This window comes from Leclercia pneumoniae (assembly GCF_017348915.1).
Taxonomy (GTDB): domain Bacteria; phylum Pseudomonadota; class Gammaproteobacteria; order Enterobacterales; family Enterobacteriaceae; genus Enterobacter; species Enterobacter pneumoniae.
This window is the reverse complement of sequence record NZ_CP071383.1, coordinates 1,989,818-2,010,895: the sequence shown is the minus strand read 5'-3', so window position 1 is coordinate 2,010,895 and position 21,078 is coordinate 1,989,818. Positions and strand designations below refer to the sequence as shown.

Annotated in this window: 24 protein-coding genes and 1 pseudogene; 16 read left to right on the top strand and 9 right to left on the bottom strand. The window is 55.1% G+C overall.

Annotated features, from left to right (window positions below; translation table 11 throughout):
* Positions 1–51: 51 nt before the first annotated feature.
* The 6 genes from JZ655_RS09690 to JZ655_RS09670 all read left to right on the top strand — a co-directional run bounded on the left by JZ655_RS09690 (position 52) and on the right by JZ655_RS09670 (position 4,747).
* Positions 52–1,305: an MFS transporter gene (locus tag JZ655_RS09690; protein WP_207293674.1), complete on the top strand. Its 1,254-nt coding sequence runs from the start codon at positions 52–54 to the stop codon at positions 1,303–1,305.
* Positions 1,306–1,378: 73 nt separating this feature from the next.
* Positions 1,379–2,863, top strand: coding sequence for a carboxypeptidase M32 (locus JZ655_RS09685; protein ID WP_207293673.1), 1,485 nt, complete (start codon positions 1,379–1,381; stop codon positions 2,861–2,863).
* A 98-nt stretch (positions 2,864–2,961) separates the two neighbouring features.
* Positions 2,962–3,201 carry a DinI family protein gene (locus tag JZ655_RS09680; RefSeq protein ID WP_040075822.1) on the top strand — a complete coding sequence of 80 codons (240 nt, stop codon included), beginning with the start codon at positions 2,962–2,964 and terminating at the stop codon, positions 3,199–3,201.
* A gap of 137 nt (positions 3,202–3,338) precedes the next feature.
* Complete coding sequence (gene asr / locus JZ655_RS09675) at positions 3,339–3,656, top strand: acid resistance repetitive basic protein Asr (protein ID WP_046887255.1); 318 nt, start codon at positions 3,339–3,341, stop codon at positions 3,654–3,656.
* Positions 3,657–3,740: 84 nt separating this feature from the next.
* A complete protein-coding gene (gene ydgU, locus JZ655_RS21700; RefSeq protein WP_458675289.1) occupies positions 3,741–3,824 on the top strand; it encodes a small membrane protein YdgU in 84 nt (27 codons plus the stop codon).
* A gap of 101 nt (positions 3,825–3,925) precedes the next feature.
* A complete protein-coding gene (locus JZ655_RS09670; RefSeq protein WP_046887254.1) occupies positions 3,926–4,747 on the top strand; it encodes a trypsin-like serine peptidase in 822 nt (273 codons plus the stop codon).
* 175 nt (positions 4,748–4,922) lie between these two features.
* Here JZ655_RS09670 and mdtI read toward each other — a convergent pair whose 3' ends face one another.
* The 3 genes from mdtI to JZ655_RS21620 all read right to left on the bottom strand — a co-directional run bounded on the left by mdtI (position 4,923) and on the right by JZ655_RS21620 (position 5,889).
* On the bottom strand, positions 4,923–5,252 hold the full coding sequence (gene mdtI, locus JZ655_RS09665) for a multidrug/spermidine efflux SMR transporter subunit MdtI (protein WP_040075825.1): 330 nt from the start codon (positions 5,250–5,252) through the stop codon (positions 4,923–4,925).
* Entirely contained in the window at positions 5,239–5,601 is a 363-nt protein-coding gene (gene mdtJ / locus JZ655_RS09660) for a multidrug/spermidine efflux SMR transporter subunit MdtJ (RefSeq protein ID WP_207293672.1), read from the bottom strand. Before mdtJ ends, mdtI begins: the two co-directional genes overlap by 14 nt.
* A gap of 117 nt (positions 5,602–5,718) precedes the next feature.
* Positions 5,719–5,889, bottom strand: a complete 171-nt coding sequence (locus tag JZ655_RS21620) for a protein YdgV (RefSeq protein ID WP_425352478.1) — start codon at positions 5,887–5,889, stop codon at positions 5,719–5,721.
* Positions 5,890–6,018: 129 nt separating this feature from the next.
* Here JZ655_RS21620 and JZ655_RS09655 point away from each other — a divergent pair, with 129 nt between their 5' ends.
* On the top strand, positions 6,019–7,056 hold the full coding sequence (locus JZ655_RS09655) for an AI-2E family transporter (protein ID WP_207293671.1): 1,038 nt from the start codon (positions 6,019–6,021) through the stop codon (positions 7,054–7,056).
* A gap of 3 nt (positions 7,057–7,059) precedes the next feature.
* Here JZ655_RS09655 and JZ655_RS09650 read toward each other — a convergent pair whose 3' ends face one another.
* Both JZ655_RS09650 and JZ655_RS09645 read right to left on the bottom strand, forming a co-directional pair.
* A complete protein-coding gene (locus tag JZ655_RS09650) occupies positions 7,060–8,010 on the bottom strand; it encodes a zinc-dependent alcohol dehydrogenase family protein (RefSeq protein ID WP_207293670.1) in 951 nt (316 codons plus the stop codon).
* A pseudogene (locus tag JZ655_RS09645) lies at positions 8,000–8,897 on the bottom strand (LysR substrate-binding domain-containing protein). Before JZ655_RS09645 ends, JZ655_RS09650 begins: the two are co-directional and overlap by 11 nt.
* A 111-nt stretch (positions 8,898–9,008) precedes the next feature.
* Between JZ655_RS09645 and JZ655_RS09640 the strand changes: the two are divergent.
* Positions 9,009–9,620 (top strand): LysE family translocator, encoded by a 612-nt coding sequence (locus tag JZ655_RS09640; protein ID WP_207293669.1) that lies wholly within the window; start codon positions 9,009–9,011, stop codon positions 9,618–9,620.
* On the opposite strand, the gene smrA is transcribed toward JZ655_RS09640, so the two are convergent.
* Together smrA and JZ655_RS09630 are read right to left on the bottom strand one after the other, a co-directional pair.
* Positions 9,617–10,180 carry a DNA endonuclease SmrA gene (gene smrA, locus JZ655_RS09635; protein ID WP_207293668.1) on the bottom strand — a complete coding sequence of 188 codons (564 nt, stop codon included), beginning with the start codon at positions 10,178–10,180 and terminating at the stop codon, positions 9,617–9,619. The two genes, JZ655_RS09640 and smrA, sit on opposite strands and share 4 nt — an antisense overlap.
* A 341-nt stretch (positions 10,181–10,521) precedes the next feature.
* On the bottom strand, positions 10,522–11,445 hold the full coding sequence (locus JZ655_RS09630) for a LysR family transcriptional regulator (protein WP_207293667.1): 924 nt from the start codon (positions 11,443–11,445) through the stop codon (positions 10,522–10,524).
* Between the two features lie 175 nt (positions 11,446–11,620).
* Here JZ655_RS09630 and JZ655_RS09625 point away from each other — a divergent pair, with 175 nt between their 5' ends.
* The 5 genes from JZ655_RS09625 to fnr all read left to right on the top strand — a co-directional run bounded on the left by JZ655_RS09625 (position 11,621) and on the right by fnr (position 17,404).
* Positions 11,621–12,931: a M20 family metallo-hydrolase gene (locus JZ655_RS09625; RefSeq protein ID WP_207293666.1), complete on the top strand. Its 1,311-nt coding sequence runs from the start codon at positions 11,621–11,623 to the stop codon at positions 12,929–12,931.
* Complete coding sequence (locus tag JZ655_RS09620) at positions 12,931–14,376, top strand: M20 family metallopeptidase (protein WP_207293665.1); 1,446 nt, start codon at positions 12,931–12,933, stop codon at positions 14,374–14,376. The genes JZ655_RS09625 and JZ655_RS09620 overlap by 1 nt, the downstream gene beginning before the upstream one ends.
* 39 nt (positions 14,377–14,415) lie before the next feature.
* Positions 14,416–15,942, top strand: coding sequence for a p-aminobenzoyl-glutamate transporter (abgT, locus tag JZ655_RS09615; protein ID WP_207293664.1), 1,527 nt, complete (start codon positions 14,416–14,418; stop codon positions 15,940–15,942).
* A gap of 10 nt (positions 15,943–15,952) precedes the next feature.
* On the top strand, positions 15,953–16,468 hold the full coding sequence (gene ogt, locus JZ655_RS09610) for a methylated-DNA--[protein]-cysteine S-methyltransferase (protein ID WP_207293663.1): 516 nt from the start codon (positions 15,953–15,955) through the stop codon (positions 16,466–16,468).
* 183 nt (positions 16,469–16,651) lie between these two features.
* On the top strand, positions 16,652–17,404 hold the full coding sequence (fnr, locus tag JZ655_RS09605; RefSeq protein ID WP_040075840.1) for a fumarate/nitrate reduction transcriptional regulator Fnr: 753 nt from the start codon (positions 16,652–16,654) through the stop codon (positions 17,402–17,404).
* A 125-nt stretch (positions 17,405–17,529) separates the two neighbouring features.
* On the opposite strand, the gene JZ655_RS21355 is transcribed toward fnr, so the two are convergent.
* Entirely contained in the window at positions 17,530–17,664 is a 135-nt protein-coding gene (locus tag JZ655_RS21355) for a hypothetical protein (protein WP_242637309.1), read from the bottom strand.
* A 476-nt stretch (positions 17,665–18,140) separates the two neighbouring features.
* Here JZ655_RS21355 and JZ655_RS09600 point away from each other — a divergent pair, with 476 nt between their 5' ends.
* The 3 genes from JZ655_RS09600 to uspE all read left to right on the top strand — a co-directional run bounded on the left by JZ655_RS09600 (position 18,141) and on the right by uspE (position 19,855).
* Positions 18,141–18,380, top strand: coding sequence for a hypothetical protein (locus JZ655_RS09600; protein WP_046887242.1), 240 nt, complete (start codon positions 18,141–18,143; stop codon positions 18,378–18,380).
* 11 nt (positions 18,381–18,391) lie between these two features.
* A complete protein-coding gene (locus JZ655_RS09595; protein WP_046887241.1) occupies positions 18,392–18,670 on the top strand; it encodes a biofilm development regulator YmgB/AriR family protein in 279 nt (92 codons plus the stop codon).
* Between the two features lie 234 nt (positions 18,671–18,904).
* Entirely contained in the window at positions 18,905–19,855 is a 951-nt protein-coding gene (gene uspE / locus JZ655_RS09590) for a universal stress protein UspE (protein WP_207293662.1), read from the top strand.
* Between the two features lie 35 nt (positions 19,856–19,890).
* On the opposite strand, the gene JZ655_RS09585 is transcribed toward uspE, so the two are convergent.
* Positions 19,891–21,012, bottom strand: coding sequence for a mechanosensitive ion channel family protein (locus tag JZ655_RS09585; protein ID WP_046887240.1), 1,122 nt, complete (start codon positions 21,010–21,012; stop codon positions 19,891–19,893).
* Between the last annotated feature and the right edge of the window lie 66 nt (positions 21,013–21,078).

The window sequence follows — 21,078 nt, the reverse complement described above, 5'->3', positions numbered from 1 at the left end:
GTGGTCATACCCATTACCCATCGTCACGGAAACCTAAACCAAGGAAACAGAGTGAGCCGTACAACTACCGCCGATATCGCGCCGGCAAGCGAGATCGACGACAAACCCGCCCGACCGCTGCCGGTACAATTCATAAAGCGCGGTACGCCGCAATTTATGCGCGTCACCCTCGCGCTCTTTTCCGCCGGACTGGCGACCTTTGCCCTGCTCTACTGCGTACAGCCGATATTGCCGGTACTCTCCAGCGAGTTTGGCGTTTCACCAGCCAGCAGCAGTATCTCCCTTTCGATTTCCACCGGCATGCTGGCTATTGGACTGCTCTTTACCGGCCCGCTCTCCGATGCCATAGGGCGTAAACCGGTGATGGTTACCGCCCTGCTGTTGGCTTCGATCTGTACCCTGCTATCGACTTTGATGACCAGCTGGCACGGTATTTTGCTGATGCGCGCGCTGATAGGCTTATCGCTGAGCGGCGTAGCAGCAGTAGGGATGACCTATCTTAGCGAGGAGATCCACCCCAGTTTTGTTGCATTTTCGATGGGGCTCTATATCAGCGGAAACTCGATTGGCGGCATGAGCGGACGCCTGCTAAGCGGCGTGTTTACCGACTTCTTTAGCTGGCGGATCGCGCTGGCGGCTATTGGCTGTTTTGCGCTGGCCGCAGCGCTGATGTTCTGGCGTATATTGCCGGCATCACGCCATTTCCGCCCCACTTCGCTGCGTCCGAAAACGCTGTTTATCAACTTTCGCCTCCACTGGCGGGATAAAGGGCTCCCGCGCCTGTTCCTGATGGGCTTTTTGCTGATGGGCGCCTTTGTGACCCTCTTTAACTACATCGGTTACCGGTTGATGCTCTCCCCCTGGCATCTGAGCCAGGCGCTGGTGGGCCTGCTGTCGGTGGCTTACCTGACCGGCACCTGGAGTTCGCCGAAAGCGGGCGCCATGACGGCCCGCTATGGCCGCGGCCCGGTCATGGTGGCCTCGACGGGAATAATGTTGAGCGGACTTCTGCTGACACTATTCTCTCCACTGTGGGTGATTTTTGCCGGGATGCTGCTCTTCTCGGCGGGCTTCTTTGCTGCCCATTCGGTGGCCAGTAGCTGGATTGGCCCCCGTGCTCGCCGCGCAAAAGGCCAGGCCTCTTCTCTCTACCTTTTCAGCTACTATCTCGGATCCAGTCTTGCCGGGACGCTGGGGGGCGTGTTCTGGCACCACTACGGCTGGAACGGCGTAGGGGCTTTTATCGCGCTGATGCTCTGTGCCGCGCTGTTGGTGGGGGCCAGCCTGCATAAACGGCTGCATTAAATAAACCCGGCCTCGTGTTTACGCCAGCCTGATGCTAACGTGGGGCATTGGCTTGTTCAGACACGAGGTCTTAATGGAAAACAATAACTACCAACAACTCACCCGCACTTTCCAGCGTCTCTCCCGTTTCTCCCACCTCTCCTCTATCGCCAGTTGGGATATGTTTACCATGATGCCGCCAGGCGGGAGTGCGGCACGTGGCGAAGCCCTGGCAGAGTTGAGCGTGTTGCAACACCAGATCCTCACCGATAAAAAAGTGGGCGAATGGCTGGATGCGGCTCAGAGTGAGAATTTGAACGACGTCGAACAGGCCAACCTGCGAGAAATGCAGCGACATTATCAGCAGGCGTCTCTCCTGCCTGAAGCACTGGTCGAAGCGAAATCGCTGGCGGGCAGCAAATGTGAACATGCCTGGCGTACCCAGCGCCCCGCGAATGACTGGCAAGGCTTTTCGGCCAACCTGAAAGAGGTGGTCAAACTCAGCCGTGAAGAGGCCCGCCTGCGCGCGGAGGCGAAAGGCTGCACCCCGTACGATGCGCTGCTGGATATTTTCGAACCGGACATGACCAGCGCCCGGCTGGATGTACTCTTTGCTGATCTGAAATCCTGGCTGCCGCAACTGCTGGCGCAGGTTGTCGAAAAGCAGGCCCAGCAGTCGTTCGTGCCGCCTCAGGGGCCGTTCCCGATTGCCACTCAGCGTGAGCTGGGGCTTGAGACGATGACGATGCTCGGCTTTGATTTTAACGGCGGACGCCTGGACGTAAGCGCGCACCCCTTCTGCGGCGGCGTACCGGAAGATGTGCGAATCACGACTCGCTACGACGAAGAGGATCTGCTCAGCGCCCTGTTTGGCGTGGTGCATGAAACCGGCCACGCGCGTTACGAGCAGAACCTGCCGCGCACCTGGCAAGGTCAGCCGGTTGCGCTGGCGCGCTCGACGGCCATTCATGAATCTCAAAGCCTGTTTTTTGAGATGCAGCTCGGGCGCAGCAACGCCTTTCTGAAAAAGCTGCTTCCTGCCGTTCATCAACGTTTCGGCAGCCAGGCGGCGTTTTCTGAAGAGAACTTTATCGCCTGGAACCAGCGCGTTAAGCCGGGGTATATCCGCGTAGATGCGGACGAAGTGAGCTACCCGGCACACGTGGTTCTGCGCTACGAAATCGAGCGTGCGCTGATTAACGGCGATATCGAAGTGGACGATATTCCAGCCCTGTGGGATGAAAAAATGCAGGCCTGGCTCGGATTATCGACGAAAGATAACTACCGTAACGGCTGTATGCAGGATATTCACTGGACCGACGGTGGTTTTGGCTACTTCCCGTCTTATACGCTGGGAGCGATGTATGCCGCACAGCTCTTCCATGCGGCCAGAAACGCGCTGCCGGGACTGGACAGCGCCATCGCCGAAGGCGATTTCAGCGCCCTGTTCGACTGGCTACGCCAGAATATTTGGCAGCACGGGAGTCGCTTCAGCACCTCGCAGCTCATTCAGCAGGCCACCGGCGAAGATCTGAATAGTGCGTACTTCCGCCAGCACCTCACCTCACGTTACCTCTGACCTCTCGCGCCGGGCGCTCCGCCCGGCGATTTCCCGCTTGCTATTTTTGACTGCGCCAGTTTAAATACTGGATATAAAAACAGTGCAAGGATTAACCGATGTTTGTGGAACTCATTTACGACAAGCGCAATGTGGCGGGTCTGCCTGGCGCACAAGAGATCATCCTTAATGAATTAACCCGCCGGGTTAACCGCATCTTCCCGGAGGCGGTAGTTAAGGTAAAGCCAATGCAGGCCAACAGTCTCAACAGCGATGCCAGCAAAAGCGATCGTGAAAAACTGAACCGCATGCTGGAAGAGATGTTTGATGAGGCCGATATGTGGCTGGTCGCTGAATAAAGCGCTTCTCGCACAGGTTGTACATATCGTTACACGCCGATACCAATCACTCACGGAAGCCTCGGATTTACAGGGATATAGTCTCTTCAACGGCCCCGCAGTGGGGTTAAATGAAAAACCAATTCGAGGACAGAACGATGAAAAAAGTATTAGCTCTGGTTGTTGCCGCTGCTATGGGTCTCTCTTCTGCTGCGTTCGCTGCAGATGCTGCCACCACCGCGGCACCTGCCGCCACTGCAACCACCAGCGCGGCGCCAGCGGCAAAAACTGTGCACCATAAAAAACACAAGAAAGCCGCAGTGCAGAAAGCGCAGGCTGCGAAAAAACACCATAAAAAAGCGGTGAAAAAACAGGAAGCTGCGCCGGTTGCACAGAAAGCCCAGGCAGCAAAAAAACATCACAAGAAAGCGGTAAAACACGACGCGGCTAAACCGGCTGCCCAGCCCGCTGCATAAGGTCATGCGTGCCTGAGGGCACATCAGTATCCCGGTGCCGGAGCGCAATCTGTTCCGGCACCGTTTTTATTTCCGGAGGGCGTTATGCTGCGTCGCTATCGGTTTGAGCTGATTCTTATCACCCTAATTTTGTGCGCGCTGATTTCCGGTAGTTTTTTCCTTTCCTGAATGTAGCACGCTGATTTTGCTCCCACTTTCTTGCGGTCCCGTCTATAGTTATTTAACAGGGTTTACTTTAATAATCATAATTATCCCTTTCAGAGTGAGCTATGCATAGATCTGCAGCGATTTTACTGGGAACGTTAAGTCTCTTATCAGGTTTTTCTTATGCCGACGACGGCAGCGATGACGCGGCGAATGCCGATGAAATTCAGACGCTGTTCTTTGGTCATGATGACCGTACGCGCGTTAGCGATCCCACCCAGGCCCCCTGGGATGCGATCGGACAGCTTGAAACCGCCAGCGGAAACCTCTGCACCGCCACCCTCATTACCCCACGCCTGGCCCTGACCGCCGGGCACTGTCTGCTTACCCCGCCAAAAGGGAAAGAAGATAAAGCGCTCGCCCTGCGCTTTGTGTCGCAAAAAGGGTTATGGCGTTATGAAATACACGGTATCGAAGGGCGGGTGGATGCCTCTCTAGGCAAACGGCTGAAGGCCGATGGCGACGGCTGGATTGTTCCCCCTGCCGCGGCTTCATGGGACTTTGGGCTGGTGGTGTTGCGTTATCCGCCGTCCGGGATCACCCCCCTACCACTGTTTAGCGGCGATAAGGACGCGCTAACCGCCGCGTTGAAAGCAGCCGATCGCAAAGTGACGCAGGCAGGTTACCCGGAAGATCATCTGGACAGGCTCTTTACGCACCAGGACTGCGTCGTCACCGGCTGGGCGCAAAACAGCGTTCTTTCGCACCAGTGCGACACCCTGCCGGGTGACAGCGGTTCACCTCTGATGTTGAAAACCGCCAGCGGCTGGCAGTTGATTGGGGTACAAAGCTCGGCGCCGGCGGCGAAAGATCGCTGGCGGGCAGATAACCGCGCGCTCTCCGTCACCGGCTTTCGCGACAAATTACAGGCTCTGGCGCAAGAGTAATGCACCCCAGCTGCAATATACGTTACTGCCTGATGTCGTCAACAGGCACCGGCCTGCTGTACCAGATGCGCTGCCGGCTGACTAAGTTAGCTCTTCAATGCCCCTCTTGAACACCTAATTTTCAGCAAACACAGGTGGCAAATTTCGCTGCCCGCTCTCGCAGGCAGCAGAACAGTCAGGCCAGTTTTATCATCACCATTCCGGCAATCAGTAACACTAATCCGACCCAGCCTTTAGGATTGAGGCGCTGACCAAATAAGATCCAGCCCGCGGCTAAGGTCGCTGCGATGCCGAAACCGCCCCACAGAGCATAGGCCACCGACAGATCGATCCCCTTGACCGCCTGAGACAAGGCGCTAAAGGCCCCCAGCACGGCGGCGATAGAGAGGAGGCCCTGAAGTTTGCGGCGAAAACCGTCAGAGAACTTCAGGAAAATATTCGCGACGATCTCCAGCACGATGGCGAGCGCCAGCCAGGCGGCGTGGATCCATTCAAACTGCTGCATGGGTCACCTCGTTTTTCTGTTTTTTGCTTTTACGGGTGCCCGATTTAATCAACACAATGCCTGCGACCAGGGTCGTCAGACCGGCGATTTTCATCGTTGAAAGGGTTTCGTCAAACAGCATCACGCTGAAAAGGGTAATTATTAAAATACCTATTCCTTCCCAGAGTGCGTAGGCGACACCCAGCGCGATTTTTTTTACTGCAAATGAGAGAAATATATAAGAGAGCGTAATCATCGCCAGCATTAAAATAAACCCGGCATGTCCACCACTGGTTGCTGCCCATTTCATCGACAGCGTGCCGATTATTTCAGCGATAATGGCCAGAGCTAATAAGATCCAGTAAAACATGGTTTTCTCCTGCTTGAGAATAGAGTCCTTCGCGGCTCGCTGTGAACAGCAAACCTAAAAAAAGAAATAGCAATAGAAAGCTAAACGCGTAGCGTCAGCTCAGGCAGAGAGAGGGATCTATAGCGCGTTGCGCCAGTGTTGCTCACCAGCAAGCGGAGAGAAAGAGGGGGAGAAACCAAATGTAAATGCTGTGAAATACGTCCTGAACAGATTGTCCATAAAATTACAATTATCTGCGGTGTTGCTTCTCGTCATTGCAGATGAAAATTGTCTCCGGTAGTTAAACACAGCTGATTTTTATCACAGGGCAAATATTTACTCAATACCTTTTCAATTCTTTACCCTTGTCGTTTGATATTGGTTAATTTATTTCCCTGCGCCTCGCGATTATTATTAACAAAAAACGCAGGAGCTCGTATGGCAAAACCTATCATCACGCTCAACGGATTAAAAATAGTCATCATGCTGGGCATGCTGGTCATCGTGCTAGCCGGGATCCGTTTTGCTGCCGATATTATCGTTCCCTTTATTCTGGCGCTGTTTATTGCCGTGGTACTCAATCCGCTGGTGCAGCGGATGGTGCGCCTGCGCGTGCCGCGCGTGCTGGCTATCTCGCTCCTGATTGGCGTGATTATTCTTGGCATGGTCCTGCTGCTGGCATATCTGGGCAGTTCACTGAACGAGCTGGCGCGCACCCTGCCCGTTTACCGCGATTCGTTGTTGGCGCCCTTACAACGGCTCGATCCCTGGCTCCACCGCGTGGGTATCGATGTGTCGATCGAACAATTACAAACATTTATCGATCCCAACGCCGCCATGACCCTGGTGACCAATCTGCTGACGCAGCTTTCGAATGCTATGACCTCGATTTTCCTGCTGCTTCTGACGGTAGTGTTTATGTTGATTGAAGTGCCGCAACTACCGGCGAAACTTCAGCCGCTCATGGCACGCCCCGCTGAAGGGATGGGCGCTATCCAGCGTGCGCTCGACAGCGTAACCCACTACCTGGTGCTGAAAACGGCGATCAGCGTCGTGACCGGGCTGGTGGTCTGGGGCATGCTCACCCTGCTGGAGGTCCGCTTCGCGTTCGTCTGGGGATTGTTGGCCTTTGCGTTGAACTACATTCCTAATATCGGATCAGTATTGGCCGCTATTCCCCCCATTGTTCAGGTGCTGGCGTTTAGCGGTTTTTACGATGCGCTGATTGTGCTGTCGGGCTATCTGCTGATTAACCTCGTGTTTGGCAATATCCTTGAGCCGCGCATGATGGGGCGCGGGCTGGGACTTTCTACGCTGGTGGTCTTTTTATCACTGATTTTCTGGGGCTGGCTGCTGGGGCCGGTGGGCATGCTGCTCTCTGTGCCGTTGACGATTATGGTCAAGATCGCCCTTGAGCAGACCGCAGGGGGGCAGAGCATTGCGGTGCTGCTCAGCGATGTGCAGCCATCGCGCTAACCTTTACGCGCCCGTCAGCTTAAGTAGCGGTTTCCCCACTCTCCCCGGCTGGCGATAATGCGTCAGCGCATCATGCCAGTTGGCAAAGGGCCAGACCACCGCGTGGCTAGAGTGGCTGGAGATCAACCGTGGCCACAGGGACTGAAATTCGGCCTGCCACTGCTCGGTAGTCAGGGTGGCAAAGGTATTGCGCACATGAAACCAGTGCACCTGCGGGTAGTGGTGTCTCAGGGTAAAGGGCTGTCCGCTGAGCAGGCCATAGCTCACAAAGACTCCCTTTTTCGGCATTCGTTCCAGCAAACTTTGCGCCAGTGCGCCTCCTGTCGCATCGAATACCCCCTCGCTAGTGGCGGCGACGTGGCAAACCGCCCCGGCATCCTCCTGCGCCACAGGAATGATGCCCAGTGCGGCGAGTCGTTCGGCATGTGCTGGCGAACGGTGGATGCCATAGACAGCCCGGGCGCCGCTACCCAGCGCCCACTGGCCCAGTAACAGGGCACAATCTGATCCCGCGGCGGTGAGCAGCACCTGTTTGCCCGTTACAGGATAAAGTTTCAGCATCAATTGTGCCGCCAGCGGATTGATAAACGCTCGTGCGGCCAGCGTATCACCGACCTCATCCGGCACCGGGATCGCCAGCGCAGCCGGGCAGTCCACTCGCTGCTGCCAGGTGCCCTCTCCCCGCAGAGGCAGCACGCGCCGCCCCAGCAGATGACCAAAAGCAGCCGGCGCGGCTATCACCCTACCCACTCCTTCATAGCCCGCCACGGCAGGCAGGGAGATTCGATGGCGATAGGCTCCCGTAATGGGAATTAAATCGGATGCGTTCACCGGGGCGTAGAGCATCTCAACCCGAAGTGCATCTGCCGCACGCGCCCCTTTATTTTCGCTCTGCAGCCTGAGCACGGCGTCGGGTTCGCCAAAACGCTGATAGGTTAACGCGTTATTGTTCATCGCAGCACTCCGGTACGCAGGTCAGAAGATAGTGACGCAGCGTCGCGATCTCTTTCTTGCGGGGACTGTCTTCCGGCCAGACCAGATAGTAGCCATCGCCCGTCACCACCTGGCGGGAAAACGGCAGCGCCAGCACCCCCTTCTCCAGCGCGTGGCGACTCAAGGTCAGGTCGGCCACCGACACGCCATGCCCGGCGATGGCGGCCTGGTTCCCCTGCTCCAGCGTATCGAAGAGATGGCCGCGGCTGATATCCACCTGCTGTTCCAGCGGGGTGTCTTTCAGCCAACGACGCCAGTCCCGGCGGTCTGCCGAGGGATGTATCAGATCGCAACCCGGAAGATTGCGCTGCGCCTGCGCCACCAGCGAGGGTGCGCAGACAGGGGCAAGACGCTCCGCAAACAGCCGCAGGGCGTGGGTCTGCTGGCCGAACTGCCCGTTCCCCAGCAGAATGGCGCAATCGAAAGCCTCACGATGAAAATCGATCCGGTCTACATCCATCCAGACGCTGGAGACCTGCACCTCCGGTAAGCTATGGCGTTCATGAAAGCCTTTCAGCGCCTGAAGCAACCAGTTGACCGTCAGGGTGGTAGGTGCCTTCAGGCGCAGGCAGTGACGGGCAGTACGAAAGGCATCACAGGCGCTTTCAAGCGCGACAAATCCGGCACGTAACTGGCTGGCCAGCGCTCGTCCCGCATCGGTTAACTCGACGCGGGGCCCTTTACGCAGGAACAGTTGGCAATGGAAATGCGCCTCCAGGGTGCGGATGTGGCGACTGATGGCGCCAGGGGTAACGTGCAACGCCTCGGCGGCGCGGGTGTAAGAGCCCTGCAGCGCAGGCGATATCAAAGGCGCGCAGCGCATATAAGGGCGGAAGGGGTGAGGACATCGCGATCTTCCATGATGAGTTTTACTCACATTTAATCGCAGGATTTTCCGTTTTTCAATTCCCCAGCTTTTGCCGACACTCCCCACTCACTTTGTTTACCCGGAGGCAGTGATGGTTATCAGCTTGTTCGCGACGTATCTCTTTTCGGTGGTGCTGTTATTGATTACGCCGGGTCCGGTCGTGGCGCTTGTCACCCATACGGCGCTTCGTCAGGGGTACCGCCCGGCCTTTATCACCGTTGCGGGGAGTAATCTTGCGTCGCTCATGTTGATTGTCGGGGCGGTAGTGATGCTGAGCGGAGCGGTGCGCATTCATCCCCTCTCGCTTCCGCTGGCGGGCGTGGCGTGTTCTCTCTATCTCGGTTGGCTGGCGGCGGATCTGTGGCGGCAAGGCGGCACAGAGGCCCATGACGAGCCTCGCCGCGGGGGATTTGGGGTGGGTTTTTTCACCGCTATCGCCAATCCCAAAGACATCCTCTTCTTTGCCGCCTTTTTCCCACAGTTTATTCGCGTAACACCCGATTTTGCGCTGAGCGTAACCCTGCTTACGCTGGGCTGGGTGATTCTGGATCTGCTGATTCTGTCGCTCTGGATCCTGAGCGTCCGCCGCTGTTTACCTGCCCGCTCCCTCCCGGTGGTGAATCGGCTGACGCCGCTGTTTTTAACGGGCGTGGCCCTTTCAGGCCTGGCGCTAAACAGTCAGGCCGCGTTCAATGTGCTTTAGCGGCTCCGTTTGGCATGGCGTTCGCGCGTGTCGAGTTTGGCTTCGCTGGACTTGCGCAATGCGACATAGCAGGCTCCGCTGCCGCCATGATGAGGCTGCGCGGGGCAGAAAGCCTGAACCGCCTCGAATTCCGTCAGCCAGCGAGCCAGATAGCTGCGCACGATGTTGGCGTGAGAATCCGCCTCACGGCCTTTACCGTGCACGATGATAAGGTTACGAAGCCCCTCCCGCTCGGCCTGACAGATGAAGCTAAACAGCCGTTGACGGCACTGCTCTACAGGGGTGCGCAACAGCGAAAGGCTGGCCTGGCGCGGATATTTCCCCAGACGTAGCTTCTCGACTACGCCCTGCTGGATACCTTCGCGCTGATAGGCCAGCGGCTCTGCAAGCGGAAGAATATCGAGATAGCCGGTGGTCAAAAAGTTATCGAGCTGTTCCAGATCGAGCGACTGTTTGTCACGCGCTTTTGGGGCGGGCTGCCAGTGGATATCGGTGCAGCGTTTCAGAGGCTGGACGTCCTGCATCGCATCAAGGAAAAGCGATCTATCATCGGGTTTCATGGCAATCCTCCTGCTTCTACTGACCCCTTACTATACCTGGGTAGTATAGATGGCTCAATGGGCAGGGGTAAGGCGAATATAACGCTGCCGTGAAATAAAAATAAAAGTTAAATAAGTAAAGTAACCGACCCCTTAATCGCCACTTAAGTCAAATTTAATAATAGTTAATACCGAGCCCCAATATAAAAATTGTGACACTGAATGCGTTATTTCCTTTATTTATTCCAGGATAACAGTTATAAATGCATCCATCTGCACAAGGAATGATTAAGCAGTGTATGCATGTGGAGCATTGCTGTGGGTACTGTAGAGTCTGTTGGATGTCGACAGGCTCTATTTTTTTATCCTTCGTCCGCCATACTATTTATCTGCCTCGCATGCCGGCGGAACTGCGTGATCAACGATGTCGTCAGCGGCGTCTGGCGCGTGTCACGGCGCTGGATGAGGTAGTAGGTTGCCTTCGGCAGCGTCTCTTTGACCGGGAGCATCACCAGCCGGTTTGCCAGCAGCGGGTCACACCCCAACTCCTGCGGTAATATGCTCAAAAAATCACTTTGCGCCACCAGACTAATACTGGATGAGAATGTTTCGCATACAACGCCGATATTTGGGAATTGTTCTCGATTAATAAAAACTTCTTCCAACTGTTTATAATAACTGCCTCGCGGTGTGGGCATCGTCCAGCTGTATTTTAACAATTCGCTTATCGATGTTGCGCCCAACGCCGGATGCCCCGCCCGGCAGAATATTGCAAAAGGCTTCTCAAAAAGTTTTTCAAAACTAAATTCGTGATCGTAAGGTCCCCGGTAATAGGTATTGATAGTAAAATCCAGTTCACCCTGCCTTAATTCATTGATCATCGACACCAGCTGGCCTTCCATGATGCGCACCTTCACCTGCGGGTGTTGCTGATGAAAGCGACTAATCACCCCGGGCATCAGCAGACGTGCCACGCTGGCCCCCATGCCGATGTTAATCTGCCCCGCGAGTTTCCCCTGACGTTGCAAAATGTCCTCTTGCGCTGAACGCAACTCCTCCAGAATGAGACTGGCATGGTGATAGAAGCTCTCGCCACATTCGGTCAGCGCCACCCCTTTACTGCGGCGGATAAAAAGCTGGGCGGCAATCCCCTCTTCAAGCTCTTTAATTGATTTCGTCAACGCCGGTTGCGACAGATTCAATACCCGGCTGGCACCGCGAATGCTCCCCTGACGCGCCACTTCCACAAAGGCCCGAATTTGATGAAATTTTACATGAAATGTCATAGCTGCACCGATAACCGTTGTTTATCAGAGAAAAGAAACTGTCATCTACTTTAATGGAAATGATTGTGTCAGGGTAATTCCCGAAAGGTTAAATCTGTGAAAAAGCAGTGAGTGATAAGTAAAAACTATCACACCGTGAGGGAGTTCACATAATCTAATGATGACAGGAAACACGATGCAGGCATTAGCGCACTACCTTGAGACGTTATCTCCGCAACTAACCGCATGGCGGCGCGATTTCCACCACTATGCCGAATCCGGCTGGGTGGAGTTTCGTACCGCCGCAAAAGTGGCTGAAATTCTTGATCGGCTAGGATATGAACTGGCCCTGGGCCGTGACGTTGTGGACGCCGACAGCCGGATGGGCCTGCCGGATGAAGCAACCCTTGCCCGTGAATTTGCGCGCGCCCGTGCGCAGGGGGCGCCGGAAAAATGGCTGAGCGCTTTCGAAGGCGGTTTTACCGGAATCGTGGCTACCCTCCAGACTGGCCGTCCTGGCCCGACGCTTGCCTACCGGGTAGATATGGATGCGCTGGATCTCGACGAAGCCCTGCATGAGGAACACCGCCCTTACCGGGAAGGTTTTGCCTCTTGTAACGCGGGCATGATGCACGCCTGCGGACACGATGGCCACACCACTATCGGTCTCGGTCTGGCCCATCTCCTGAAAGAGAACGAGGCGCAGCTTAACGGCACCATTAAGCTGATCTTCCAGCCTGCGGAAGAAGGTACGCGCGGGGCCCGGGCGATGGTCGCCGCCGGCGCGCTGGACGGTGTGGATTACTTTACCGCCATCCATATCGGCACGGGCGTGCCGGCGGGCACGGTGATTTGCGGTAGCGATAACTTTATGGCCACCACCAAATTCGACGTACGCTTTACCGGTGTGGCGGCGCACGCCGGCGGCAAACCGGAAGAGGGTCGCAATGCCCTGCTCGCCGCCGCGCAGGCTGCCCTGGGTCTGCACGCTATTGCGCCGCACAGCGAAGGCGCTTCCCGGGTGAATGTTGGCGTGATGCAGGCAGGTACCGGTCGTAACGTGGTGCCCACCACCGCCCTGCTTAAGGTGGAGACCCGCGGCGAGACCGAGGCTATTAACCAGTATGTTTTTGAACGGGCAAAATCAGTTATCGACGGCGCAACGGCGATGTATGGCGTACAGAGCGAGATGCGCCTGATGGGCGCTGCCACCTCGAGTTCGCCATCCCCCGCATGGGTCGACTACCTGCGAGAGCAAACCTCTCAGGTAGCTGGCGTTGAACAGGTGCTTGATAAGGTGGCTGCGCCGGCGGGCTCAGAAGATGCCACCCTGATGATGGCCCGGGTGCAGCAGAACGGCGGTCTGGCATCTTATATGGTCTTTGGCACCTCCCTCAGCGCCGGACATCACAACGAAAAATTCGATTTCGATGAGCAGATCATGCAGATCGCGGTCGAAACCCTGGCGCGTACTGCGCTCAATTTTCCGTGGGCGCGAGGTGTGTGATGGAGGCGATTTACCGCTTTATCGACGATGCGATCGAAACACGGGCTCAGCAATTTACCGACATGGCTGACGATATCTGGGATCATCCGGAAACGCGTTTTGAAGAGTTCTGGTCGGCCGAACGGCTGGCCACGGCGCTGCAGGAGGCGGGGTTTAGCGTAACCCGCACCCCCGGCGATATTCCCAATGCCTTTATTGCCAGCTTCGGCAGCGGTAAACCGGTTATCGCGCTACTGGGGGAGTATGATGCGCTGGCAGGCCTTAGCCAGCGCGCGGGTTGTGCCACTCAGCAGAGTGACGCCCCCGGCGCGAACGGCCACGGGTGCGGCCATAATTTGCTCGGCACTGCCGCCCTGGCGGGTGCCGTTGCGGTGAAAAGCTGGCTCGAGCAACACGGCGGCAGAGGTACCGTGCGCTTCTACGGCTGCCCTGGCGAAGAGGGTGGCTCCGGCAAAACCTTTATGGTACGCGAAGGGCTGTTCGATGATGTGGATGCCGCCGTCACCTGGCATCCGGAGGCTTTTGCTGGCATGTTCAACGTCAGCACCCTGGCAAATATCCAGGCCGCCTGGCGCTTCCAGGGTATAGCGGCGCATGCCGCCAACTCGCCTCATCTGGGTCGCAGCGCCCTTGATGCCGTGACGCTGATGACTACCGGCACAAACTTCCTTAATGAACACATTATCGAAAAAGCCCGCGTCCATTACGCTATTACCGATACCGGGGGTATCTCGCCGAACGTGGTACAGGCGCAGGCCGAAGTGCTCTATCTCATTCGCGCGCCGGAGATGGCCGATGCGCAGCAGATCTACCAGCGTATCGAGAAGATTGCGCAAGGCGCGGCGCTGATGACCGAAACCACCGTCGAGCAGCGCTTCGACAAAGCCTGCTCCAGCTACTTGCCTAATCGCACGCTGGAGGCCGCGATGTATTCTGCTCTCACCCATTACGGTACGCCCCAGTGGAGTGATGAAGAGCGGGCCTTCGCAGCGGAGATCCGCGCCACCCTTACCGATAACGATCTGCACAACAGTCTGAAAAATATAGCCGCCACCGGGGGTGAGGCCGGTAAAACCTTTGCCCGTCGACAGCAGCAGACCCTGCTGGTAGACGAGGTGGCCCCCTATGCCGTCACCGACAACGTCCTGGCGGGCTCGACCGATGTGGGCGACGTGAGCTGGAAGATGCCGGTGGCGCAGTGCTTCAGCCCCTGCTTTACCGTAGGCACCCCGTTGCACACCTGGCAGCTGGTGGCCCAGGGGCGCACCTCGATGGCACATAAGGGGATGCTGCTGGCTGCGAAAGTCATGGGTGCGACCGCGCTCTCCCTGTTGCAGGATCGTTCCCTGCTGCAGGCGTGCCGTGAGGAGTTCGAAAAAATGGTGGCCGACACACCGTATGTCTGCCCGATTCCACACGGCGTGACACCGTCACCTTTAAAATAATAAACACAACACAACATCCAATACGTTCGAGGAACGCCCATGAGTATGTCTTCCATACCTTCGCATTCCCCATCCGGTAAGCTCTATGGTTGGGTCGAAAGAGTCGGCAACAAAGTGCCGCACCCTTTCCTGCTGTTCATCTACTTGATTGTGATTTTGATGGTGGCCACTGCCGCACTCTCCGCCTTTGGCGTCAGTGCCCGCAACCCGGCCGATGGCAGCATGGTGGCCGTAAAAAACCTGTTGAGCGTAGAGGGGCTGCACTGGTTTTTGCCCAATGTGATTAAAAACTTCAGCGGCTTTGCCCCGCTGGGGGCGATTCTGGCGCTGGTGCTGGGGGCCGGGCTGGCAGAGCGATCGGGGCTGCTGCCAGCGCTGATGGTAAAAATGGCGTCGCACGTCAGTGCACGTTACGCCAGCTATATGGTGTTGTTTATCGCCTTCTTTAGCCATATTTCCTCGGATGCCGCGCTGGTAATCATGCCGCCGATGGGGGCGCTGATCCTCCTGGCCGTCGGCCGTCATCCGGTGGCGGGGTTGCTGGCGGCTATCGCCGGCGTGGGCTGTGGCTTTACGGCTAATCTCTTGATCGTGACCACCGACGTCCTGCTCTCGGGCATCAGTACTGAAGCGGCCAAAACCCTGGACGCATCACTCCACGTCAGCGTGATCGACAACTGGTACTTTATGGCCAGCTCCGTCATCCTCCTTACCCTCGTGGGTGGGCTGATCACCGATAAAATTGTGGAGCCGCGCCTCGGTGAGTGGCAAGGCAGCAGCGAGGAGAAACTCGATACCTTATCGCCCGCGCAGCGTTTTGGTCTGCGGGTGGCTGGCGTAGTCTCACTGCTGTTTATTGGCCTGATTGCCCTGATGGTGGTACCCGAAAACGGCATTCTGCGTGACCCGGTACAGCATACCGTCCTGCCCTCACCCTTCATTAAGGGCATCGTGCCGCTGATCATTCTCTTCTTCTTTGTGGTCTCGCTGGCGTATGGCATTGCGGTGGGCAAAATCCGCCGTCAGGCCGACCTGCCGCAGTTGATGATCGAGCCCATGAAAGAGATGGCCGGTTTTATCGTGATGGTCTTCCCGCTGGCCCAGTTCGTTGCCATGTTCAACTGGAGCAACATGGGCAAATTTATGGCGGTAGGCCTGACCGATATTCTTGAATCAGCCGGTCTGAGCGGCGTCCCTGCCTTTGTCGGGCTGGCGCTTTTATCCTCTCTGCTCTGCATGTTTATCGCCAGCGGCTCGGCAATCTGGTCGATTCTGGCACCGATTTTTGTCCCGATGTTTATGCTGCTGGGCTTCCATCCGGCGTTTGCGCAAATTCTCTTCCGCGTGGCAGATTCGTCGGTGATCCCGCTGGCGCCTGTTTCACCCTTCGTGCCGCTGTTTTTAGGCTTCCTGCAACGGTATAAACCTGAGGCGAAATTGGGTACCTACTATTCGCTGGTATTACCCTATCCGCTTATCTTTTTAGGGGTATGGTTGCTGATGCTGGTGGCATGGTATCTTGTCGGCCTGCCCATTGGGCCGGGGGTTTACCCACGTCTGAACTAAGGAAAACAGGATGCTGAGATTACTCGAAGACAAAATTGCGACCCCGCTGGGGCCTCTGTGGATTCTGGCGGACGAGCAGGGTTGTCTTCGCGCCGTAGAGTGGGAAGAACACAGCGACCGCATGGTCGAACTGCTCAATATCCACTATCGCTCGCAAGGCTACGAGCGTATCGGCGCCAGCAATCCGGGCGGCCTGAGCGATAAGCTCACCGCCTGGTTTGAGGGTGAACTCAGCATCATTGATGACCTGCCTACCGCCACTGCGGGTACGCCGTTCCAGCACGAAGTCTGGAAAGCGCTACGGCAGATCCCCTGCGGCCAGGTAATGCATTATGGTCAGCTTGCTGCGCTGCTTGGACGCCCAGGCGCCGCCCGTGCGGTTGGCGCGGCCAACGGTTCAAACCCGGTCAGTATTGTGGTGCCGTGTCATCGCGTTATTGGGCGTAACGGCACCCTGACTGGCTATGCTGGCGGGGTGCAACGTAAGGAGTGGTTATTGCGCCACGAGGGTTACTTGCTGTTGTAAATACCAGGCTTTTAGTGCTTAAATTTCCTCGTCTTAGGGGGCATTTCCTCAATCATTCTGTGGAATTTCAAGAAGATGCCTCTGCATGCCCTTTTCTTGCCTTTATTGATGGTTTACCAGGCTTACGCCAGCCCCAAAAAGATGTTAAAATTGACCAATATCAATTAAGGCTTGAGCATACCTATGATCCCGGAAAAGCGAATTATTCGACGCATTCAGTCTGGCGGTTGTGCTATTCACTGTCAGGATTGCAGCATCAGCCAGCTCTGTATCCCTTTTACGCTGAATGAGCATGAACTCGACCAGCTAGATAATATTATCGAGCGTAAAAAGCCGATTCAGAAAGGTCAGACGCTGTTCAAAGCCGGCGACGAACTCAAATCCCTCTACGCTATCCGCTCTGGCACCATCAAGAGCTACACCATTACCGAACAGGGCGACGAGCAGATCACCGGCTTCCACCTGGCCGGCGATTTGGTTGGATTTGATGCTATCGGTACGGGCCATCACCCAAGCTTTGCGCAGGCGCTGGAAACCTCAATGGTGTGTGAAATCCCGTTCGAGACTCTGGATGACCTGTCAGGCAAAATGCCGAGCCTGCGTCAGCAAATGATGCGTTTGATGAGCGGCGAAATCAAAGGCGATCAGGATATGATCCTGCTGCTGTCCAAGAAGAATGCCGAAGAGCGCCTGGCGGCCTTTATCTATAACCTCTCTCGCCGTTTTGCCGAGCGAGGATTCTCACCACGCGAGTTCCGTCTGACCATGACGCGTGGCGATATCGGTAACTATCTGGGGCTCACCGTAGAGACGATCTCCCGTCTGCTGGGTCGTTTCCAGAAAAGCGGCATGCTGGCGGTGAAAGGTAAATATATCACCATCGAAAACGGTGAAGCGCTGGCGGTACTGGCCGGCCATACGCGTAACGTCGCGTAACGCCTGTTTAAACGTTATACCCGATCGGTAATGCGATATTATTGGTCGGGCTCTTCTTGTATTTCCTCCTCCCCTTTACTTCACCCAGCAAAAAACCGCCCGAAGGCGGTTTAGATGCGAGCCGATCAGAGTGGTTTGTTCACACCATCCGGATCTTCAGGCGCCAGCGGGTCATTCACATCTGGCACATCAGGCACATCATCACCAGGAATGGTGTCATCTTCTGGTAAAGGATCAATTAAATCAGGACGATCAGCCATTACGCCTCCGTCAGACAGGATAGCTTGAGCTATTTACTTTTGCTCGGTTGTTGTTTGTTGCCCTGTTTATCATCAGGCATCTTTTGCGGCTGTTTAGGCTGCTCTTTATTTACGCTAGAGAGTATGGATTTCATTTGAAACTCCAGTAGGGTCTACAGCTTGTGCTGCATTGAAAGTATAAGTTCTGCTTACTATATATTCGAGCGAATCGGCAGCCACTTAATTCCATCTTATTGAAATTGTAGCGTTTAAAGATATATAAACATTCCCTTTGCAATAATTCCCTCATATTATCGTTTACACTTTTTTATTTTTCACTCTTCTCGTGTGCCATACATGAATACCCGAACGAGCTATGGACATCACAAAACCAGGTAAAGACGAAAAAAGTTGTACAACACCACTGTACAGATTTGCGCGACTAGTTTAGATTTAGGTCATTCCAACTCTGGGCTAATAACTAACTGGCGGATTAAATGCGTCACAATCGCGCAAGATCAGCAGCTGAAGCTGCTCTGGTAGTCTATTTCAATAAAAAAATGCTCCCAACGCCGGAAGAGACGCTGGGTGCGATCGTCAGTGAGATTTTAAAAGAACGTGTACAACTTAGTCGTATGACTATTTGCTCGAAGCTGCTTGGCAAAATTGAGATGGCGACTGATGAAGATGAAATCGCGCATTACAACAGTCTCATCGCCCTGTTTTTTGATCGTTAAGAGAGAATTCCATGAATAATGTCAGCACTCAGCACACTTACCTTTTTGATGCCCTGCATGACCGCGGACTGGCTCAACATTTTAGTACGGCGGGGGGGTCACTGCAGGATGAAGCTGCGGTTCTTGGTGCCGCCATTCGCTGCATGATGGTGTGTGGAGAGAGCCTGTCTAATAAAGAGCTAATCTTGCAACTGATACATGCGCTTGATGTGACCACGGATCCTGAAGCCTGCGATATCATTCGCAATACGCTTGAAATCGTTGTCGGGTATACCCGCGATGATATCTAGGAACCCAGGAAAAACGTCTGAAAATAAATACGGCAAAAAGCCCCATCCAGTGGGCTTTTTCACTTTTGGGTGAACGGCTAAAACCATTAAAACCCGTGATATCACAGGGAAACCGGCGTGGAAGTAAAATTTCCTGATTTATTGATCTGACGAAAACTTCCCCCCTGTTTCATTCCACATATATGGGTTACTCTTTGAATTACAGACTGTGGTGACAGTTGTAAGGAGACCTGTATGGCAAAGTATCAAAACACGCTGGTGGCCATCGATCCTAATCAGGACGATCAACCAGCGTTACGAAGAGCTGTCTATTTACATCAACGGATTGGTGGCAAAATCAAAGCGTTTTTGCCGATCTATGACTTCTCTTACGAAATGACCACCCTTCTGTCGCCTGACGAGCGCACCGCTATGCGTCAGGGAGTGATCAGTCAGCGAACCGCGTGGATCCGCGAGCAGGCAAAATATTATCTTGAAGCCGGCGTGCCTATCGATATCAAAGTGGTCTGGCATAACCGCCCATTCGAGGCCATTATTCAGGAAGTCATCGCGGGCGAGCATGATTTACTGCTGAAAATGGCCCACCAGCATGACAAACTTGAAGCCGTGATCTTCACCCCGACCGACTGGCACTTGTTGCGTAAATGCCCTTGCCCGGTCTGGATGGTAAAAGATCAGCCGTGGCCAGAAGGCGGCAAAGCCGTAGTCGCCGTGAATCTCGCCAGTGAAGAGGACTATCACAACTCTCTGAACGAGAAACTGCTTAAAGAGACCATCCAACTCGCCGAGCAGGTTAACCATACCGAAGTGCATCTGGTCGGTGCTTATCCCGTTACCCCTATCAATATCGCCATCGAATTACCGGAATTTGATCCCAGCGTTTATAACGATGCCATTCGTGGACAGCACTTGCTGGCCATGAAGGCCCTACGGCAGAAATTTGGTATTGATGAAAAGCTCACCCATGTAGAGAAAGGATTGCCGGAAGAGGTGATACCGGATCTGGCGGAACATCTCCAGGCGGGGATTGTGGTCTTAGGTACCGTGGGTCGCACCGGTATCTCCGCAGCCTTCCTCGGTAACACGGCGGAACAGGTAATTGACCATCTGCGCTGCGACCTGTTGGTCATTAAACCGGATCAGTATCAGACGCCGGTTGAGCTGGATGACGAAGAGGACGACTAGAGATGAAAAAGCCCGCCGCAATGGCGGGCTTTTTTTTAGCTTTCTGCTGCCCTCTGCTGAGGCGCAGTTTGTTGTCTGTTCTCGCCTTTCTGCATCCAGGGGGCGTGCAGCACCATACTGGGCAGAGCAAGCTTAACGCCGGCTTCATTCAGGCTTTCAAGAATCCGGATATTGATCTCCTGCTGAATATCCATGTACTTGTTATAATCCGCCGTGTTCACGATATGCACCACCTCAAAGGTGAGCCTGTCAGTATCAAACCCCAGCAGATGGGCACGGTCAAACCGGGTTTCACCGACATCGGTGATGATGTTTTTCACGTTATCGCCAATCACGCGTAGTTTTTCCGGCGGCGTGTCGCTGGCCACCCCAAACGTAAAGACGATACGGCGCGTCTGCATGCGCTTATAGTTATGCAGCGTTTGCTGGAGCAGAATCGCGTTCCCGCAAACGATCTGTTCGCCGCTCAGGCTACGAATACGGGTCGTTTTCAGGCCAATATGTTCCACCGTTCCGGCAACATCGTTAAACACCACGAAATCGCCGATCTCAAAGGGTTTATCAAAACCAATGGAGAGCGACGCAAAGACATCGCTAAGAATCGTTTGCACCGCCAGCGCAATGGCGATACCCCCTACCCCCAGGCTGGCCACCAGCGCAGTGATATTGACGCCCGCATTGGCAAGAATAGAGAGCAGCATGACCGACCAGACCACCGCCCGCAGAATCAACCCGGTGATCACCAGGGTAACAGGGTTCTTGTGGCTTCCCGGCGCCAGCATGATGTGACGCAGCCAGGAGACCACTCCCTGATCCAGCCACAAGGCCACCTGAATGGCAAAGACCAGGAACCAGGCATGGCTAAGCGTCCCGGAGAGATGGGACGGCAAATCAACAAATCGTAGGCTGACCAGCAGCGCCACCACAAACAGCAGGAAACGGCTGGTTCTGTTCAGCATCTCCATCAGTACAAAGCGCATCCGGTTTGTGGTGGGATGCTTGTCGCCCCAGGTGGTGATCCCTTTTTTGATAAACCCTATCAGGCGCGTGAGCAGCCAGTAGACCAACAGCGTCACGATGATAACGGTGGCGACGCCAATCCAGAAAGTGGGTCTCATCATCAGGTCAATGATGTCGAAGCGGGACAGAAATTGCATTACACCTCCTCGTCTTGCGCAAAGCTAAAAGTATAGACAGACGAGAAAGGCTGACCGCAGAAATAA

What these genes read in the sequence shown, in the direction of transcription:
- JZ655_RS09685 (WP_207293673.1), top strand. Translation starts at nt 1,379, where the DNA reads ATGGAAAACAATAACTACCAACAACTCACCCGCACTTTCCAGCGTCTC.
- JZ655_RS09680 (WP_040075822.1), top strand. Translation starts at nt 2,962, where the DNA reads ATGTTTGTGGAACTCATTTACGACAAGCGCAATGTGGCGGGTCTGCCT.
- asr (WP_046887255.1), top strand. Translation starts at nt 3,339, where the DNA reads ATGAAAAAAGTATTAGCTCTGGTTGTTGCCGCTGCTATGGGTCTCTCT.
- ydgU (WP_458675289.1), top strand. Translation starts at nt 3,741, where the DNA reads ATGCTGCGTCGCTATCGGTTTGAGCTGATTCTTATCACCCTAATTTTG.
- JZ655_RS09670 (WP_046887254.1), top strand. Translation starts at nt 3,926, where the DNA reads ATGCATAGATCTGCAGCGATTTTACTGGGAACGTTAAGTCTCTTATCA.
- mdtI (WP_040075825.1), bottom strand. Translation starts at nt 5,252, where the DNA reads ATGCAGCAGTTTGAATGGATCCACGCCGCCTGGCTGGCGCTCGCCATC.
- mdtJ (WP_207293672.1), bottom strand. Translation starts at nt 5,601, where the DNA reads ATGTTTTACTGGATCTTATTAGCTCTGGCCATTATCGCTGAAATAATC.
- JZ655_RS09655 (WP_207293671.1), top strand. Translation starts at nt 6,019, where the DNA reads ATGGCAAAACCTATCATCACGCTCAACGGATTAAAAATAGTCATCATG.
- JZ655_RS09650 (WP_207293670.1), bottom strand. Translation starts at nt 8,010, where the DNA reads ATGAACAATAACGCGTTAACCTATCAGCGTTTTGGCGAACCCGACGCC.
- JZ655_RS09640 (WP_207293669.1), top strand. Translation starts at nt 9,009, where the DNA reads ATGGTTATCAGCTTGTTCGCGACGTATCTCTTTTCGGTGGTGCTGTTA.
- smrA (WP_207293668.1), bottom strand. Translation starts at nt 10,180, where the DNA reads ATGAAACCCGATGATAGATCGCTTTTCCTTGATGCGATGCAGGACGTC.
- JZ655_RS09630 (WP_207293667.1), bottom strand. Translation starts at nt 11,445, where the DNA reads ATGACATTTCATGTAAAATTTCATCAAATTCGGGCCTTTGTGGAAGTG.
- JZ655_RS09625 (WP_207293666.1), top strand. Translation starts at nt 11,621, where the DNA reads ATGCAGGCATTAGCGCACTACCTTGAGACGTTATCTCCGCAACTAACC.
- JZ655_RS09620 (WP_207293665.1), top strand. Translation starts at nt 12,931, where the DNA reads ATGGAGGCGATTTACCGCTTTATCGACGATGCGATCGAAACACGGGCT.
- abgT (WP_207293664.1), top strand. Translation starts at nt 14,416, where the DNA reads ATGAGTATGTCTTCCATACCTTCGCATTCCCCATCCGGTAAGCTCTAT.
- ogt (WP_207293663.1), top strand. Translation starts at nt 15,953, where the DNA reads ATGCTGAGATTACTCGAAGACAAAATTGCGACCCCGCTGGGGCCTCTG.
- fnr (WP_040075840.1), top strand. Translation starts at nt 16,652, where the DNA reads ATGATCCCGGAAAAGCGAATTATTCGACGCATTCAGTCTGGCGGTTGT.
- JZ655_RS21355 (WP_242637309.1), bottom strand. Translation starts at nt 17,664, where the DNA reads ATGGCTGATCGTCCTGATTTAATTGATCCTTTACCAGAAGATGACACC.
- JZ655_RS09600 (WP_046887242.1), top strand. Translation starts at nt 18,141, where the DNA reads ATGCGTCACAATCGCGCAAGATCAGCAGCTGAAGCTGCTCTGGTAGTC.
- JZ655_RS09595 (WP_046887241.1), top strand. Translation starts at nt 18,392, where the DNA reads ATGAATAATGTCAGCACTCAGCACACTTACCTTTTTGATGCCCTGCAT.
- uspE (WP_207293662.1), top strand. Translation starts at nt 18,905, where the DNA reads ATGGCAAAGTATCAAAACACGCTGGTGGCCATCGATCCTAATCAGGAC.
- JZ655_RS09585 (WP_046887240.1), bottom strand. Translation starts at nt 21,012, where the DNA reads ATGCAATTTCTGTCCCGCTTCGACATCATTGACCTGATGATGAGACCC.